At 41.6% G+C, this 14,308-nt stretch carries 14 protein-coding genes and 1 pseudogene; 2 read left to right on the top strand and 13 right to left on the bottom strand.

Annotation, left to right across the window (positions count from 1 at the left end; translation table 11 throughout):
- Nucleotides 1-14 precede the first annotated feature (14 nt).
- Together CU633_RS00600 and CU633_RS00595 are read left to right on the top strand one after the other, a co-directional pair.
- The gene (locus CU633_RS00600; protein WP_101657789.1) at nt 15-731 is read left to right on the top strand and encodes a 3-ketoacyl-ACP reductase; all 717 of its coding nucleotides are present in this window, start codon (nt 15-17) and stop codon (nt 729-731) included.
- Nucleotides 732-968: 237 nt separating this feature from the next.
- Entirely contained in the window at nt 969-1,493 is a 525-nt protein-coding gene (locus tag CU633_RS00595) for a potassium channel family protein (RefSeq protein ID WP_101657788.1), read from the top strand.
- 27 nt (nt 1,494-1,520) lie between these two features.
- Here CU633_RS00595 and CU633_RS00590 read toward each other — a convergent pair whose 3' ends face one another.
- The 13 genes and pseudogenes from CU633_RS00590 to yhfZ all read right to left on the bottom strand — a co-directional run bounded on the left by CU633_RS00590 (nt 1,521) and on the right by yhfZ (nt 14,274).
- Nucleotides 1,521-2,009 (bottom strand): DinB family protein, encoded by a 489-nt coding sequence (locus tag CU633_RS00590; protein ID WP_101657787.1) that lies wholly within the window; start codon nt 2,007-2,009, stop codon nt 1,521-1,523.
- Between the two features lie 445 nt (nt 2,010-2,454).
- Entirely contained in the window at nt 2,455-3,555 is a 1,101-nt protein-coding gene (locus CU633_RS00585; protein ID WP_101657786.1) for a glycerol dehydrogenase, read from the bottom strand.
- A gap of 262 nt (nt 3,556-3,817) precedes the next feature.
- Nucleotides 3,818-4,681 (bottom strand): annotated as a pseudogene (locus CU633_RS00580) (aldose epimerase family protein).
- Nucleotides 4,682-4,700: 19 nt separating this feature from the next.
- A complete protein-coding gene (locus tag CU633_RS00575; protein ID WP_101657785.1) occupies nt 4,701-5,519 on the bottom strand; it encodes a histidinol-phosphatase in 819 nt (272 codons plus the stop codon).
- A gap of 164 nt (nt 5,520-5,683) precedes the next feature.
- Entirely contained in the window at nt 5,684-6,427 is a 744-nt protein-coding gene (nagB, locus tag CU633_RS00570; RefSeq protein ID WP_101657784.1) for a glucosamine-6-phosphate deaminase, read from the bottom strand.
- Between the two features lie 53 nt (nt 6,428-6,480).
- On the bottom strand, nt 6,481-7,668 hold the full coding sequence (locus tag CU633_RS00565; RefSeq protein ID WP_101657783.1) for a phosphopentomutase: 1,188 nt from the start codon (nt 7,666-7,668) through the stop codon (nt 6,481-6,483).
- Nucleotides 7,669-7,671: 3 nt separating this feature from the next.
- Nucleotides 7,672-8,835 (bottom strand): YhfX family PLP-dependent enzyme, encoded by a 1,164-nt coding sequence (locus CU633_RS00560; RefSeq protein ID WP_101657782.1) that lies wholly within the window; start codon nt 8,833-8,835, stop codon nt 7,672-7,674.
- Between the two features lie 7 nt (nt 8,836-8,842).
- Nucleotides 8,843-9,949, bottom strand: coding sequence for an aminotransferase class V-fold PLP-dependent enzyme (locus CU633_RS00555; RefSeq protein ID WP_101657781.1), 1,107 nt, complete (start codon nt 9,947-9,949; stop codon nt 8,843-8,845).
- A 54-nt stretch (nt 9,950-10,003) separates the two neighbouring features.
- Entirely contained in the window at nt 10,004-10,921 is a 918-nt protein-coding gene (locus tag CU633_RS00550) for a phosphotriesterase family protein (RefSeq protein WP_101657780.1), read from the bottom strand.
- A 58-nt stretch (nt 10,922-10,979) separates the two neighbouring features.
- Nucleotides 10,980-12,482, bottom strand: a complete 1,503-nt coding sequence (locus CU633_RS00545) for a YhfT family protein (protein WP_101657779.1) — start codon at nt 12,480-12,482, stop codon at nt 10,980-10,982.
- Between the two features lie 11 nt (nt 12,483-12,493).
- The gene (locus CU633_RS00540; RefSeq protein ID WP_101657778.1) at nt 12,494-12,865 is read right to left on the bottom strand and encodes a DUF2620 domain-containing protein; all 372 of its coding nucleotides are present in this window, start codon (nt 12,863-12,865) and stop codon (nt 12,494-12,496) included.
- Entirely contained in the window at nt 12,865-13,227 is a 363-nt protein-coding gene (locus CU633_RS00535) for a PRD domain-containing protein (RefSeq protein WP_101657777.1), read from the bottom strand. Before CU633_RS00535 ends, CU633_RS00540 begins: the two co-directional genes overlap by 1 nt.
- Before the next feature lie 126 nt (nt 13,228-13,353).
- Complete coding sequence (gene yhfZ, locus CU633_RS00530) at nt 13,354-14,274, bottom strand: GntR family transcriptional regulator YhfZ (RefSeq protein WP_101657776.1); 921 nt, start codon at nt 14,272-14,274, stop codon at nt 13,354-13,356.
- Nucleotides 14,275-14,308 lie beyond the last annotated feature (34 nt).

The raw sequence follows: 14,308 nt of genomic DNA, 5'->3' as shown, positions 1-14,308 counted from the left end.
AGGAGAGTGTAAAAATGCCTTCATTGAATGGAAAAACAGCCTTAATCACAGGAGCGGGAAGAGGAATTGGGCGTGCTGCTGCCATCGCATTGGCGAAAGAAGGAGTTAATATCGGTTTGGTCGGCCTGACGATGGAAAACCTCGAAAAGGTTGCAACTGAGTTATCGGAATATGGTGTGAAGGTTTCTGCAGCAGTTGCAGATGTAGCAGATCTTGAATCCGTTACCCATGCGGTCGAACACATCAGATCCGACCTCAATACGGTTGATATTTTAATTAACAATGCCGGAATTGCCAAATTTGGCGGCTTTCTTGAATTAACACCCGAAGAGTGGGAGAAGATCGTCCGGGTAAATTTGATGGGCGTCTATAATGTAACAAGAGCTGTATTACCGGAAATGATCGAGAAAAAAGCCGGAGATATCATTAATATTTCATCATCAGCCGGCCAAAAGGGCGCACCTGTTACAAGCGCGTACAGCGCATCAAAATTCGCGGTTCTCGGCTTAACCGAATCGCTGATGCTTGAAGTCAGAAAGCATAATATCCGTGTAAGTGCATTAACACCAAGTACTGTTGCAACCGATTTAGCAATTGAAACAAATCTCACCGACGGCAATCCCGAAAAGGTCATGCAGCCGGAGGATCTTGCTGAATTCATGGTAGCTCAACTAAAACTGCATCCGCGTGTCTTCGTTAAGACCGCGGGACTATGGTCAACCAATCCTTAAACAAGAAAAGAATCGTTCTTTTTGGCTAAAGTACATATGAGCCAAAGGGCGATTCTTTTTTTCTGACATAGTTGCCCAAGGAACCTTCTGCCGAGCATCCACCAAGAATGTCCCGGGACATGGAGAATCAGCAGCCATCTTGATTGAAATGGCCTGGCAGATCAACTTTTCAAAATGATTGAATGAATTTTAGCTGACAGGGAAAAATATGGTTATTAATTACACCGGGGTTTATTTATGAAGAAACTTAAAAAAGAATTTGATAAGAAAAAATTGCTTACATATTTCCTTTTCAATATTCTGGTCATTATCCTCTTAATCATTAATACTATATACAAAATAAACGAAAAAACAGGCAACTATGTCTTAATAACACTTCTCATATTACTTTTAACCATCTGCCTGTATCTGCTCATTGATTTTATTGTTGTCATTCCAAATTCCAAATCAAGCTTAAAGCAAATCTTTATCGGATCAAGTTTGCTTTTAAGCTTAATTATCATCACATATGCAAATTTATATTTCCTCGTATACAGGATTAAAGGCCATAAAGCTTTTAGCTTTTCCGGTAAAAACCTTTCAGGCGATGACTTTTTATATTACAGCATTACCACTTTTACGACAACAGGCTATGGTGACATCACATCCATCGGTTTACTTTCTAATGCCCTGTCCGCGTCCGAAATGCTGGTTGGGGTCATCACGAACGCCATCCTTATGTCCATCCTTACCGCGAAGCTAATTAAAAAACTGAATAATTGAACACGAGTTTCATTCCATTACACAAATTTAATGAACACCCTGCTCCGGATCCCAGCTGCCTTGAAGTTTCCTGATGTAGACGATTTGCCCAATATGGTAAGCATTATGGATATTAAGGTTGGCAATTGCATCTGCCCACGGTTCGTCAGATTGCTCATGGATCGGACTCGCAAGCTTCATGTCATCACTTTTCTCTATCGCTTTGTACCAGTCGGACATAATTTCATTCAAACTTTCCACTGCCGCGGGCCAATCCAGCTGATCCCGGTTGCGGAAGGTGCTGTCATTATCTCCTTGCATTTTGTTGGTTGGGACTCCCGTGAAATAATGAAAATAGCGCAGATTCCAAAACCGTAAATGGTTGATGATTTCCCATATGGAGTTCGTCATAATTGTCTGTTTCCAGGAAGCCTGTTCACTTGTCAGACCTTTTACGGCCCTGTCAAAAGAAGCAAACCATCCATCCTCGTTATGGCAAGCAGCGATCTGGTTTAAAAAAATTGATTTTTGATTCAATTCCCTCTCTCCTTTTCCTCAACGATTTTTACACATAGGGACCATTCCCTCTTTGCGGCAAAAGATAACGCAAATGGGGTGGACATCAAAACAAATACTAACTTTAGTAGTTTTTGCTTACTTTTTTTAAAAAGTGAACCGTTTTACACCCGTTTTAGGAGAAAGTAATCAAATTCGGTCGAACAAGTTGATTTTAAACGATAAATATTTACATTATTATCCTTTTATTTACAATAATTTACTTTTAAAGGTATGGAGCTCGAATATTTAAGCGGAAATTCGAGGGAATTAAGCGAAACGAAGGAGTATTCAAGCGAAAAATTCAGGAATTAAGCGAAAATCGGTTTTATTTAAGCGAAACCACAATATGTAAGAACCAGGCACGATACTAAGACTCATAAAGGCAGGTTTGGTACCAAACCTGCCTTGTAGGGAGCAATAGTTATTAATTAAGAGACTTATAATAATGCCCCAGTTTATCAGCAGTCAGAATCGCTGTATAGACGAGATCTGGAGTGACATTGAAAGGCATATTGTAGATCGTTTCCCCTTCGGCGCAAGCAAGCTCTGCTACTCTGCGAATTTGGTCTTCATTGATCGTTTTTACACCGATATCCTCTAAGGTCAACGGAAGGCCGACACTTAAACAGAAATCAATAACTTCCTCAATTTCCTCGTGCGGTGCGTTTTCCAAAACAAGCTGTGCGAGTGTACCAAAAGCTACTTTTTCACCATGATACATATGGTGAGCTTCTTCTAAAACTGTCATGCCATTATGAATGGCATGGGCTGCAGCGAGGCCGCCACTTTCAAAGCCAATCCCGCTTAGATAAGTATTTGCTTCAATTATTTTCTCAACCGCTTCGGTTGTTCCTTTATTTTCAACAGCCAGTTTGGCTTTCAGTCCTTCTTCAATCAGCGTATCATAGCAAAGTCTTGCAAGTGCAATGGCAGCCTCGGTTACCGCACCGCCAGCCATCGCTGATTTATTAGCCCTTTTACAGGCGCGGGCTTCGAAATACGTTGCAAGAGCATCCCCCATGCCTGCTACGAGAAGACGCACAGGTGCAGCCGCAATGATCTTCGTATCCATAATGACATAGGTTGGATTTAGAGGGAGCAAAAGATATTCATCAAACTCGCCGTTTTCTTTATAAATAACGGACAGCGCACTCGTTGGCGCATCTGTTGAGGCAATTGTAGGCACCACAATAACCGGAATATTATTGTAGTAACCTATTGCTTTCGCTGTATCAAGCGTTTTACCGCCGCCAATACCAACCACTACATCAGCATTTACCGATGAACAAATTTCTTTTAAGCGGCTGATTTCCGGTTTTGAGCATTCCCCATTAAACTTCTCGGCTGTATAGGTATTCTCTTGATTGGCATAGCTGCTTGATACTGTTTCTTTAATGAGATTCATAATAAAATCATCCGCAATGATAAAAGCATGCTGTCCTAATTGGGCTGTATACGATGCAATCTTCGACAGTTCATCCGGCCCCTGTATGTACTTGCTTGGTGAAATAATCATTTTTGTCATTATTTGTGATCCTCCTTTTTTTCATCAGTATTTTGCTAATCAAATTGCTCGATGGTTTACTCCTTTCCTAGAATTCCCCTTTAAATAACTATTTAGCCAAACCGCATCGCAAATCCTTCTTCAAGTTTGTATCTTGCTGCATATTTAACTGTTATTTCACAAAAATTTAACATCTTATAAAAAAACAAACAGGTTGCTTTGCGAAACCCGCTTGTTTTTGTGGCTATATATTTATCCGGAATTTATATCAAAGAGATATGTTTCAGACTACCGAGATTGTCAAAAAAGTCTTCAAGGATTCGCCCGGGTTTACAAAAAACAATTCCTCTTTACGATTTAATTCATCTGTCTTGGCCATCCATGGTTCAACACAAATGAAATCCTGTCCTTGCTCGGTCCATAAATACACATATTTGAATTCTTCCCCATATTTCATCAAAATCTTCTTGTTTAGTTCCGGCAAAGCAAAGGAAATCTCCTTTTTTATTGCATCCGTTAACACGAATGATTCCTTCTTATCGGTCAGGTCCAAACCTGAGCTTACAGCTTTATACTGCAAATCATTATAGTCCAAGTAGGTTTGGGCATCCGTGTCGTAGCGAATGTTTTTACCGGATGTCTTGAAATAGGGATGGAATCCGGCATAGAGCGGCATTGCTGAATTCGATCGATTGACATATTCCTGGTTGATTGTCAAAGTACCCTCTTGCAAAACGTATGTAAAAATCACTTAAAAGTCAAAAGGATAAGACTTTTTCATTTCATCATTGCTTTTTAAACGCAAGCTTATCGATGCTTCTCCGTCTACACTTGTCCCGATTACTTCCCATGGATGATTTCTTGCAAACCCATGGTTTTTCATCTTATATACTTTATCCTCCCACACATATTCCCCATTTTCCAATTGGCCGGATATCGGGAACAAAATTGGGATTCCGCCTCTAATATTCGCATCAGCATCGTAGAATGTTTGTTTATTCAAAAACAATATTTCCTCGCCTTGAACGCCAAAACCAATAATAATTCCGCCTCTTTCAGGGGCAACCTTTAACCAGGAATTGGCCGATGTATCGGTTAACTCATAAATTTTGTAAATTTCATCGTGATCCTGTTTTACTTCATACATGAACGACCCGCCTTTTCAATTATATAGGTACAGAAAACCTTTTCTTCTCCTTAAAATACACCCATTCCTGATAACCGATTTCCTTGAGGCGCTGTCTCACCGCTTCAAAATCATCACCGACACGGTCCGGATCATGGGCATCAGAACCAAAAGTAACCTTGACGCCATAAGACAAAGCCATTTCGAGAATATCATCTGCCGGATACCAGCCGCCACAGTCTTTCGTTTTTCCTGACGTATTAATTTCTATGGCAATGTCAGATTCGGCAATTACCTTTAATGTTCGTTCGAGTGCTTCCGTTTGAATAGACGAAAACTCAGGGTAAAAGCCCTTCATGGCATCAATATGGCCTAAAATTTGAAACATCCCGCTCCGGGCCGACTGTTCGATAAGATCGTAATAAGATTCCTTCGTCGCGAGTTTTTGTTTATCAGAAAGACCTTCCCATCTATCCTTCTTAAATATGTTAATGCCGTCAACGTAATGTACGGAACCAATGACGTAATCGAATGGATAGAGTTCGTAAAAACGGCGATAAACTTCTGTGTGCTCCGGAAAGAAATCGGATTCTACACCGAGCAACACTTCAATTTTCCCTTTATACTCTTCTTTTAATTGAAGGACTTCAGCTATGTATTCCGGAAAATGGCTTTTGCCCATCGTGATAAGCGGAAAAGGCTGGTCTTCTTCACTTCCGAAATGCGGCGAGTGATCGGAAATACCGATGATATCCAACCCGTTTTTAATGGCTGCTTCGATGTAATCACGAATTTCTCCGCGCGCATGCCCACAACGGTGGTGATGGGTATGAAAATCAAATTTTAAATCATTGTTCATTTGTCATGCACCCCTTCAGGAATTCATTTTGTATATACCTTATCATACTCCTCAATTGTAAATTGAATAATAAAAAAGCCTCAATCCCTTGTTTACATGGAATTGGGCTATTTTCACAAGCAGTTCCGGGATTATACACTCACCCTTTTATCAGGACTGGAATTTTATCCTATTCTTACTTTCTCCAGCTTCGAAACCGCTTTGTCATCGGCAACGACAATGACATTTTGGTGATTTCTTAACACGGAAGCGGGGCAGTCAGTGCCTACCACACCTTCAAACATCCGGTATATGGCGTCAGCTTTTTGTTCTCCTGATGCAAGAAGCAATATTTCTTTGCTTTTTAAAATCGTCGCTATTCCCATGGTGATCGCATGTGTTGGCACTTCGGAATAATCAACAAAATAACGCGAGTTTGCTTTTCTTGTTGATTCTGTCAATTCGACAATATGTGTCTTCGTATTAAAGGGGGTTCCTGGTTCATTGAACCCGATATGCCCGTTCTCGCCAATCCCGAGAAGTTGCAAATCTACTCCACCGATGCTGTCAATCAGCTTTTCATAGCGCTTCGCTTCTTTTTTAATATCGCTTGCAGTACCTCTTGGTATATGAACATTTTCTTCCGGAATATTGATGTGGTTGAACAGATGCTCAAACATAAAATAACGGTAACTATTCGGATGATCTGGTGCAATCCCCGCATACTCGTCCAAATTGTACGTAAAGACATGCTCATATGATGTGTGGTTCTTTTGGTAATCTTCAATTAACAATTCATATGTCCTAACTGGCGTGCCGCCCGTCGCAAGACCAAGTGATACTTTTGAATTGGACTTTATCTTATCAAGTATATGCCGGGCTGCAAATTGACTCATTTCCTCATGACTTCTAACTTTAACAAGCCGCATCTTCTCATTCCTCTCGTTAAAAGGCATGTAAAGAACCTTATAATTTTAAGATGTTAAATAATTTCCTTTAAAAAGCTTTTACCGAATTCAGGCTTATCAACACCCGTAAATTCCGCCATCGTTGCCGCGATATCCGCCATTGTCTCTCTTGTTCCAATTGAAACAGGCTTTACCTTCCGGCCGACAATTAAGATCGGAGTTTGTTCGCGTGTATGATTGGAGTGGCCAATTGTCGGGTCGTTTCCATGATCAGCGGTAATAATAAGCACGTCCTCTTCCGCTAATTCAGGAATAAAAGAAGCTAAAAACTGGTCAGACTCTTCTAATACTTCTTTATACCACTGGCTGTCTTCTTTATGCCCGGCCAAATCTGTTTCTTGAACATTTACCAAAAATACTGCGTTTTCTTCGCTTTTGTGGTAAAGCTCGCGATACGTTTCAAGAACGTCTTTTGTATTGACGACGGGATCCTTATAGCCATTTGCCTGGATGACGTCAGCCGTTTTGCCGATTCGGTAGACAGGGATATTTTTCTTTTCCGCCATATAGGCAAATTGTTTCTCAAAGTCGACCCCATAACCTAAATGAAGGACATGGTAGCCTTCGCCATAAACATTTGCTTTTGGGCTGTCGACTCCCCATTGCACATCATTTTTGTTGGTCACAACTGAAAGAATCGTTTCTATATTTGTCTTTTTATTGCCAAAGACAATCACCCTGCTTGTATCGACATTTTCCCTGACTATTTTTCCGATTTTCGTCAGTTCTGCAAACGATAGTTGATTCAAGTCTCCAACTACATTAATAATGTTGCCAACTTGTGATTCAAGGTTGTCTCCAATGACAGCAGCGTTATTGACAAGCAAAACCGTCGCTCCGGCAATTGGATAGACCACTTCGTAGCCTTGTAATTCCAAAGCACGTTTAATTTGCGGTCCTACGTCCTTCATTAACCGTTTGTTCGAGACTCCCGGCTTGCTTCCCATTAATTCCTGATGCCCCATAAAGGTATCAGCGCCTGGATGGGCCAGGTTGCTTTTTCCATACGCAGCCTTCGGTGTCCCGATATCATCGGCAATTTTACCCAACCCAAGCTCAATTAACGTAGGAATATTTAAATCTACAGTTTCTCTTATGTGTTTATAAGTATTGGCGTTTACGTCTTCAGGCTTTACTTCTTTACAATCCTCCATGGCACCAACGCCAAACCCGTCTAATACAAGTAACGTTATTTTTGCCATTCCTTATATCCCCCTTCTTTGGAAAAAAGCGAGCTCGGGATTTGTTGAATTCACGTTCCTGACATAAGCAACATGCGCTCTTGTCACAAATATTTGCGTCCGAAACGATTGAATGACGGAATCCCCGACGTTCATATTATTTTTCCGCTCCAGGCAGCCATAGTAATCAATGTTTACAGGTGATACACAATCGACCTTTGTTCGCTGGATGACAATATCCGAGCCATTGCTGCCGTATAATGCGCCCTCCATATTAGAGCGGGCATAGAATCCTCCCGCAATTGTATAGGCGTGCTCATCATCCATATGGGAAATTTCCGATGCATAGACAATACCCGGGATTTCCTGCAAATCGTCTCTGTATGCATGCAATGGCGTCGTTCCTGTTAAGGCATGTCCCGGTTCGCCATGCGTTACACCGTAACGCTTTAGCATCGGGATCGTATGGCAGCTCGTTGCACTCGGAGCATTGACATGCGTAACGGCGATGCCTTTGTTTTCCAATACTTCACGGGCCTTCACAATCGTTTCAATATTGGACGTAAAAGTGAAATCATTTTTTTCTTCATTCAACTGCAAGACAGGAAAGCTGGTGATCCCAATCACGCGAATTCCTTTCAGTTTCAGCAATTCATCAAGATCGCCTTCCAACTGGTCCAATATAAATCCGCCAAATTGTCCGGGGTATACCATGTCTTCCGGTTTAATCACGCGGAGAATGACATCCTGGACCTTGCCTAATTTAATTGCAGGCTCTGATAATTGTTTGGCCCTTTCAACGGAAAAGAGCGTGACAACTTCCGGTTTTAGCTTCATCAGGACTTCAGGCCACTGCGATTTGCTCGGCTGGACAATATGGCCAATATTCCCGATCCGGCAATTGCCCTTCTTTAATTCAAACGCTTCATCAATATCAACTGCTACAGCCCGGTCAATTCCATTTTTTTCAATCACCTGGCCGGCAAAAGCGCTTCTGCCGATTTGTTTCGTCATATAATATAAATTCAGGCCATGTTCACTTGCTGTTAAACTAAGCTTTTTTACGTTATGCTCAAGCGCATCCAGGTCGATCACATACGTATTCGCCGGGATGATTCCCTCCTGATGCAGTTTAACAGCAGACCTTATCAGCCCTTCATTTCGTTTAAGCGTCATTTCCAAAAACATGGGCTTGTTACCCCCTTGATAGTTCTTCCATTACATTTTGTAAAATTCTAATGACAGTATTTGCAGAAGATTTCATAGGGTTGATTCGCGTCCCATGCTGCTTTAATTCAGGTCTGCTTTCAACGAAACTTCCGGATACCCGATAAATCATCGGAATTAATTCATAGCGTGACTCTGCCCCAACCGGATAGGTCGCTGCCCCATATTTGGAGGCGAGTTCGATCACTTCTGCTGCAATCGGTTGTTCGAATTCAACAATCACATTCTTCGATTGTGAGTTTGTAATGTAAGCTTCTTTTATACCTTTTATTACCCCATTATTTAGAGAGCGGCATAATTCGTCTACCTGCTCGGTTTGAATGGCGATCATGACCGGAGCAAAAACCAGGCTGCGCAGGAGCTCATGGGCTTCAAAGCCCTGGACCTGTCCCCCGCCTGAATAATTCCGCTCGTGTATTCGTTCAATTACATCTTTCCTGCCTAAAATAATCCCAATCCCCTCCGGACCTAAAAGCTTAAATCCGGAAAAGGTTGAAAAATCAGCGCCAAGCTGGGTACCGATTTCTTTTATCTTCATCGCACAATAATTGTCATCCACTACAATCGGTAAGTCAGGCCGCTTTTCTTTTACAAGTGCGATCACCTCTTGCAAGTCATACTCGTCAGTCGGCTGCTGGCGTGAATGCTGTACATAAAACAGCTTCGATTCTTTATCATCGTTTAAAGCCTCGGTAAGAGCTGACTGATCATTAAAGTCAACACGGTTTTGCTTTAAACCCATTAAGCGAAATGTTTCTTTCGTGGTTGTATACATTGGGGCACTGTGGACGATACATTGATCCCCTGCTTCAAGTAATGCACTGAGAATGACCCGAATCGCGCCTGTGCCGCTGCCGCGAACCAGGGCACACGCTTCTGCCTGAAATGTTTTAGCAAGTACACTTTCAACCCGCGCCGTCATTAACGGCCGTTTATATTGCGGATGAAGGCCAACATCTCCAATATGAAAGAACTCGTTATTCTTGAATTCCTGTGTCACTTCATCCATTAACCGGAATTGAAGCTCCCTGGCTTCTGCAAAAGTCATATCTCTCAAAACTGATTGTTCATACATTGCCTGGCCTTCTTTCTTATCGTGGACAATTTATTTGTTCATGAACCTGAGGATCTACAAAAATGCCAGAAACTTTCTTGGATTGTGAACAAGCATTTTATCAAGAATTTCGTTTGTAACTCCCTTTTCGATAAGAGCCGGGATGAAATTTTCAAACAGATGGTTATAGCCATAACCGCCATAGCCTTTTAAATGAGATTTTCTTGTAATGTCACACGAAAGCATCAATTGATCTTCGTATCCACGCCCGAGCAATACGAGCAGGTTATCGACCTTATCTGAATCTTTTCGGTAACTGTTTTTGCCGATCGTGTCAAATTGGATATATGCGCCGCTTTTTAACAGCAGCAGTTGTTCTTCGACATCTTCGTTTAAATCCTGATGCCCAAACGATACACGGCTCATGTCAACATGATGTTTTTCGAATATGTCCAGCTGACCTTTTCCCATCGTCCCGATTTCACAATGCGTACTAATCGGGGCACCTGTTGTTTTATGTGCCAAAATCGAAGCTTGAAAAACTTTTTCTTCCGTTTTTGTAATCTCCTGATAGCTGCTGCCGATTTCAGCAATTAACCCGGCTTTGATTGTTGTGTCATCCATTCCTTCCGTAACTTCACGAATCATGATGTCTGCCAGTTCTTCTTTTGTTTTTTCAAACACAAAGGATGGGTACACGGATTCCTTATAGAAGCCAGTAGAAGCAATCACGTTTAAATGATGTTTGTGAGCTATTTCACTTAAAGCTTTAGCATCTCTCCCCATTCCTATATTGGAAACTTCCACGATCGTATTGCAGCCTGAGTCGACTAACAGTTTCATTTCAAGATCCAGTTCCGGAGAATCTTCCAGCTTCGAATCACGATCTTTTTCTTGCCTCACCACTGAAAGATCAAAAACAAGATGTTCATGAATCATCGTTTTCTGAATCGCTTGAGGATCTACCGGCCCAGTGACGGTTTGGATTTTCATGTAAAATCTCTCCTAACATGAAAGGTAGGTCACACGGGGCCCCTACCTATCTCTGTATTTAAATTAATTGAAGGAAATATAACAAGTTAAGAACGATTCCCGTTAAAATAATTGCTACCGGTCCGGCAGCAAGCTTCATAATCGGACGTCCAAGACCTTCGTTTGCAGCATATAAAAGAATATAAATAGTCAGTGATAAACCAATAGCATCCGGTGCCATCTTCATGGCCGCAAAGGCTCCGCCGATGAACAGTGCCAGCTCGATCATGGAATTCATTGATGAACGGATATTGTCGGATGATTCCCGCAATGACGGGAAGCGCTGCAGAAAACGCCCGATTCCGCGAAGAGCGACAATTTCCAGGCAAATCCAAACAGCTCCGACGATCGCTGCCAGAATTGGATTTGGCAATAAGTAACCAATCGGGAAAACAAAAGTTAGTCCGACGACTCCATAAACACCGGTAGCGAGTGCGGTTGTCACAATTAACGGAATGAAGCTGATCCCCCGGATAATATCAGCAATAGCAGCACTTTGTAAAAGATCGCTTTGCTCTTTTCCTGTCGCATCCCATGCCTGTTGAAGGATCGGGCCGGAAACCTCGGAACCCGTCATCAAGCCTAAATTGGCTGCCACCGCTAACAGGGCACCAATTCCTGCTAAAATAGGGATACCTTTATAAATTCGTTTTGTGCGGGCGTCAAAAATGTTCTCCTCATCGGAGTCAACACTTACTTCCCCTTTGTTTTTCATATCTTTTATAATCGCAAAGCTGACTAATAGAATCATCCCAACCAGCATCAAAACGGCGATCTGCATCGTAAAGCCACCGATGGTTGTACCTAACGAAAAATTATTGCTAGCTTGGGAGATTAATTCCTGTATCTGCGGATTATCTCCTCCCGCTTCTTGCAGCACATTTATTTTCGCTGCAAAATCAGCATCTTTTGGAAACGTCACATTCGCCAATTGGCTGGCTTGTTCTACATTCGCTTCTGCTTTATCGGTAAAAACCCCGCCGACAAGTGGAAGAAGCTGACGGACGATTAACACGAAAATACCGGAAATAAGTGCTCTAACCCATCCGAATTGGTATAAAATCGCAATGATCGGGAATGCGGTGAAGGCTACAAGCACCGGTGTTGACAATTCCCCCAAGGCGCCAAGTAAATCGACAGGCAATAAATTAAATACCGCTTGTACACCAGTAAGCCCAAATAAAGCAATGAAACCCCAAATACCGCCGAGGCCTGCTGCTATCCACCATCTGGTCGCCATAACACCTAAAATATCAGTTGGCAGGAAAAGCAGCCACGGATTTAACAATTCAAAGGAGACAGCAAAGGACAGTCCAACAGAGACGATAAATCCGATGCTTAAACCAAAGGAGATTGAAGCGAGTTCGGGACGCTTCATTCTGCCTTCCAAAAATTCAGGTAAAATTGGGCGTATTCCATCATGGAATACCGCTTTCCCCCAGTGTGAAGCTAAAGCAGTCAAAGCAGTAAGCAGCACGATTACGGCTATTTCAAGAAATGAAGTATTTTGAAAGATATCCATTCGCGTTCCTCCTACTCAAGACCATGCTTTTTAAGCAAGCTTTTTATAATAAGAGGTACAGCTTCTTCAATACTTTCAACAGCCATTCCAAAGGCAACTTTTCCTTCATTAACCAATTTGTCAATTGCCTCGGCATTAGGTTTCCCGCCTGCTTTTGCAACAGTCGAGCAATTTGCATAACCTAATATACCTATTGCAACCGAAAGAGCTGCTCCTCCGCCGCTGTTACATGCACCTAAATAATAATCTGCATCCCCGGCTTTTAATTTTTTAGCTCCTTCAAAATCCGAAGTAACGGTTACTTGAACCTTGTCTCCTCCAGCTGCCTTCGCAGCTCTTTCAGTCACATCTTTTTTAAGCCCTCCAACCACTATTCTTAACATTATTCATTCTCCCTTCCTGTTAATAAACAAAAATATAAAGTGATAAATGCTGCTTCAGCATTGATGTCAACATCTCCACTATTTTCAGACAATAGTTGCTTGGCATACTGGTAAAAATCTGGATTCTTCTCAATAACAGTTTCCAGCTCAGCAGCTATCTCTGTTACCGCTTTCTTTTCGGATATTCTTTGTAAAGCTACAGAGATATGGCTGGCAAATGACCCCGCGTTTTCCTCGGTAAGCTTCACATCAAGGAATTTTTCGACTTTCTCAAAAATATCCGGTAAGCGATGAAAGATATCATCGTTTATTTGGTTTGTGTTATGCAATAAATCAATTCTTTCTTTTAAACTGGCATCCATTCTGCTGCCTCCTTTTTAATTAGTATGATCTGCCATATAGTAAATTAACAATGAAAGCGCCGGATCATTTTTATTAAAGATAATCACCCCCAAAATACATTTTTTTGTACATTCAATTTAAAAAAATTAATACTTGGGAATAAGATTCCCTTTGACTACATCCGCCTGGATCTCCACTATTTTATCTTTGGAAAGCATATTAATGATGTAATCCATTTTCCGATTATCTTTCTTAATCACACAAACCGCTTCATTCATTTGCTTCTCATATTGAATCGCAAGTGGCGAAGACAGCGGTTGAATATGAAATGAAGCCGGGTCAATTTCATCGACATTCCAAATCATGGCGTCAATCGTATTTGCTTTCAAATGTTGAAGCAAATGCATATAGTTAAGTTCCAGATAATCTACTTCCAACCCGTTTACTTCTGCCTGTGTTAATATTCGTTGGTCTGCCGAAAAGCTGTCGATCCCGACCTTCATTCCATTGGAAAGCTGTCTTTTATCTGCATCGGCAAAAACAACACCATGTTCTGAAACATAAGTTTTCATACCAAATTGCAAAGCAATTTTAAGATTTTTATCTTTTTTTAATTCCTCTAAAGCCGCAAACTTAGAAACAAGGGCAAAATCGTATCTTTCTTTTCTTACTCCATCGAGCCGAATTTCAGACCCTCTCATGAACGCTATATTAAGAGAGAGACCCAAGTTCTCGAACTCTGACGTAAGACCGGTTGCCAGCCCCTCATACTTTTTGGAATAAGGAAGCGGCATAACTCCTGTTATTTGGTTTGCCCCGGCATACAGCAATAAATTGGGTAGATTCTTTGCTCTTAAAAATGTACCGAGATGGCCTCTCGGTTCAAGGCGTATACAGTTTTCTTCTTCCAATTTTTTTAAAGCAGACTGGATTGTACCGCGGCCGACCTGATATTTCTCGGCGAAATCACCAACCTTTGGCAAGCGCTGATCGATTTCAATAAACAACAATTGTTCGGCTATCTTTTGTAATATAAGGCCTTTTTTTGAATAGAGGTTTTCCCTCATACGTATCACCATTTTTAAGGAATGTACATTTTTT

The sequence above is a fragment of the Bacillus sp. V3-13 genome, assembly GCF_002860165.1.
Taxonomy (GTDB): domain Bacteria; phylum Bacillota; class Bacilli; order Bacillales; family Cytobacillaceae; genus Bacillus_BJ.
The sequence above is the reverse complement of the archived record's forward strand: the minus strand, read 5'-3'. Positions and strand labels throughout refer to the sequence as shown.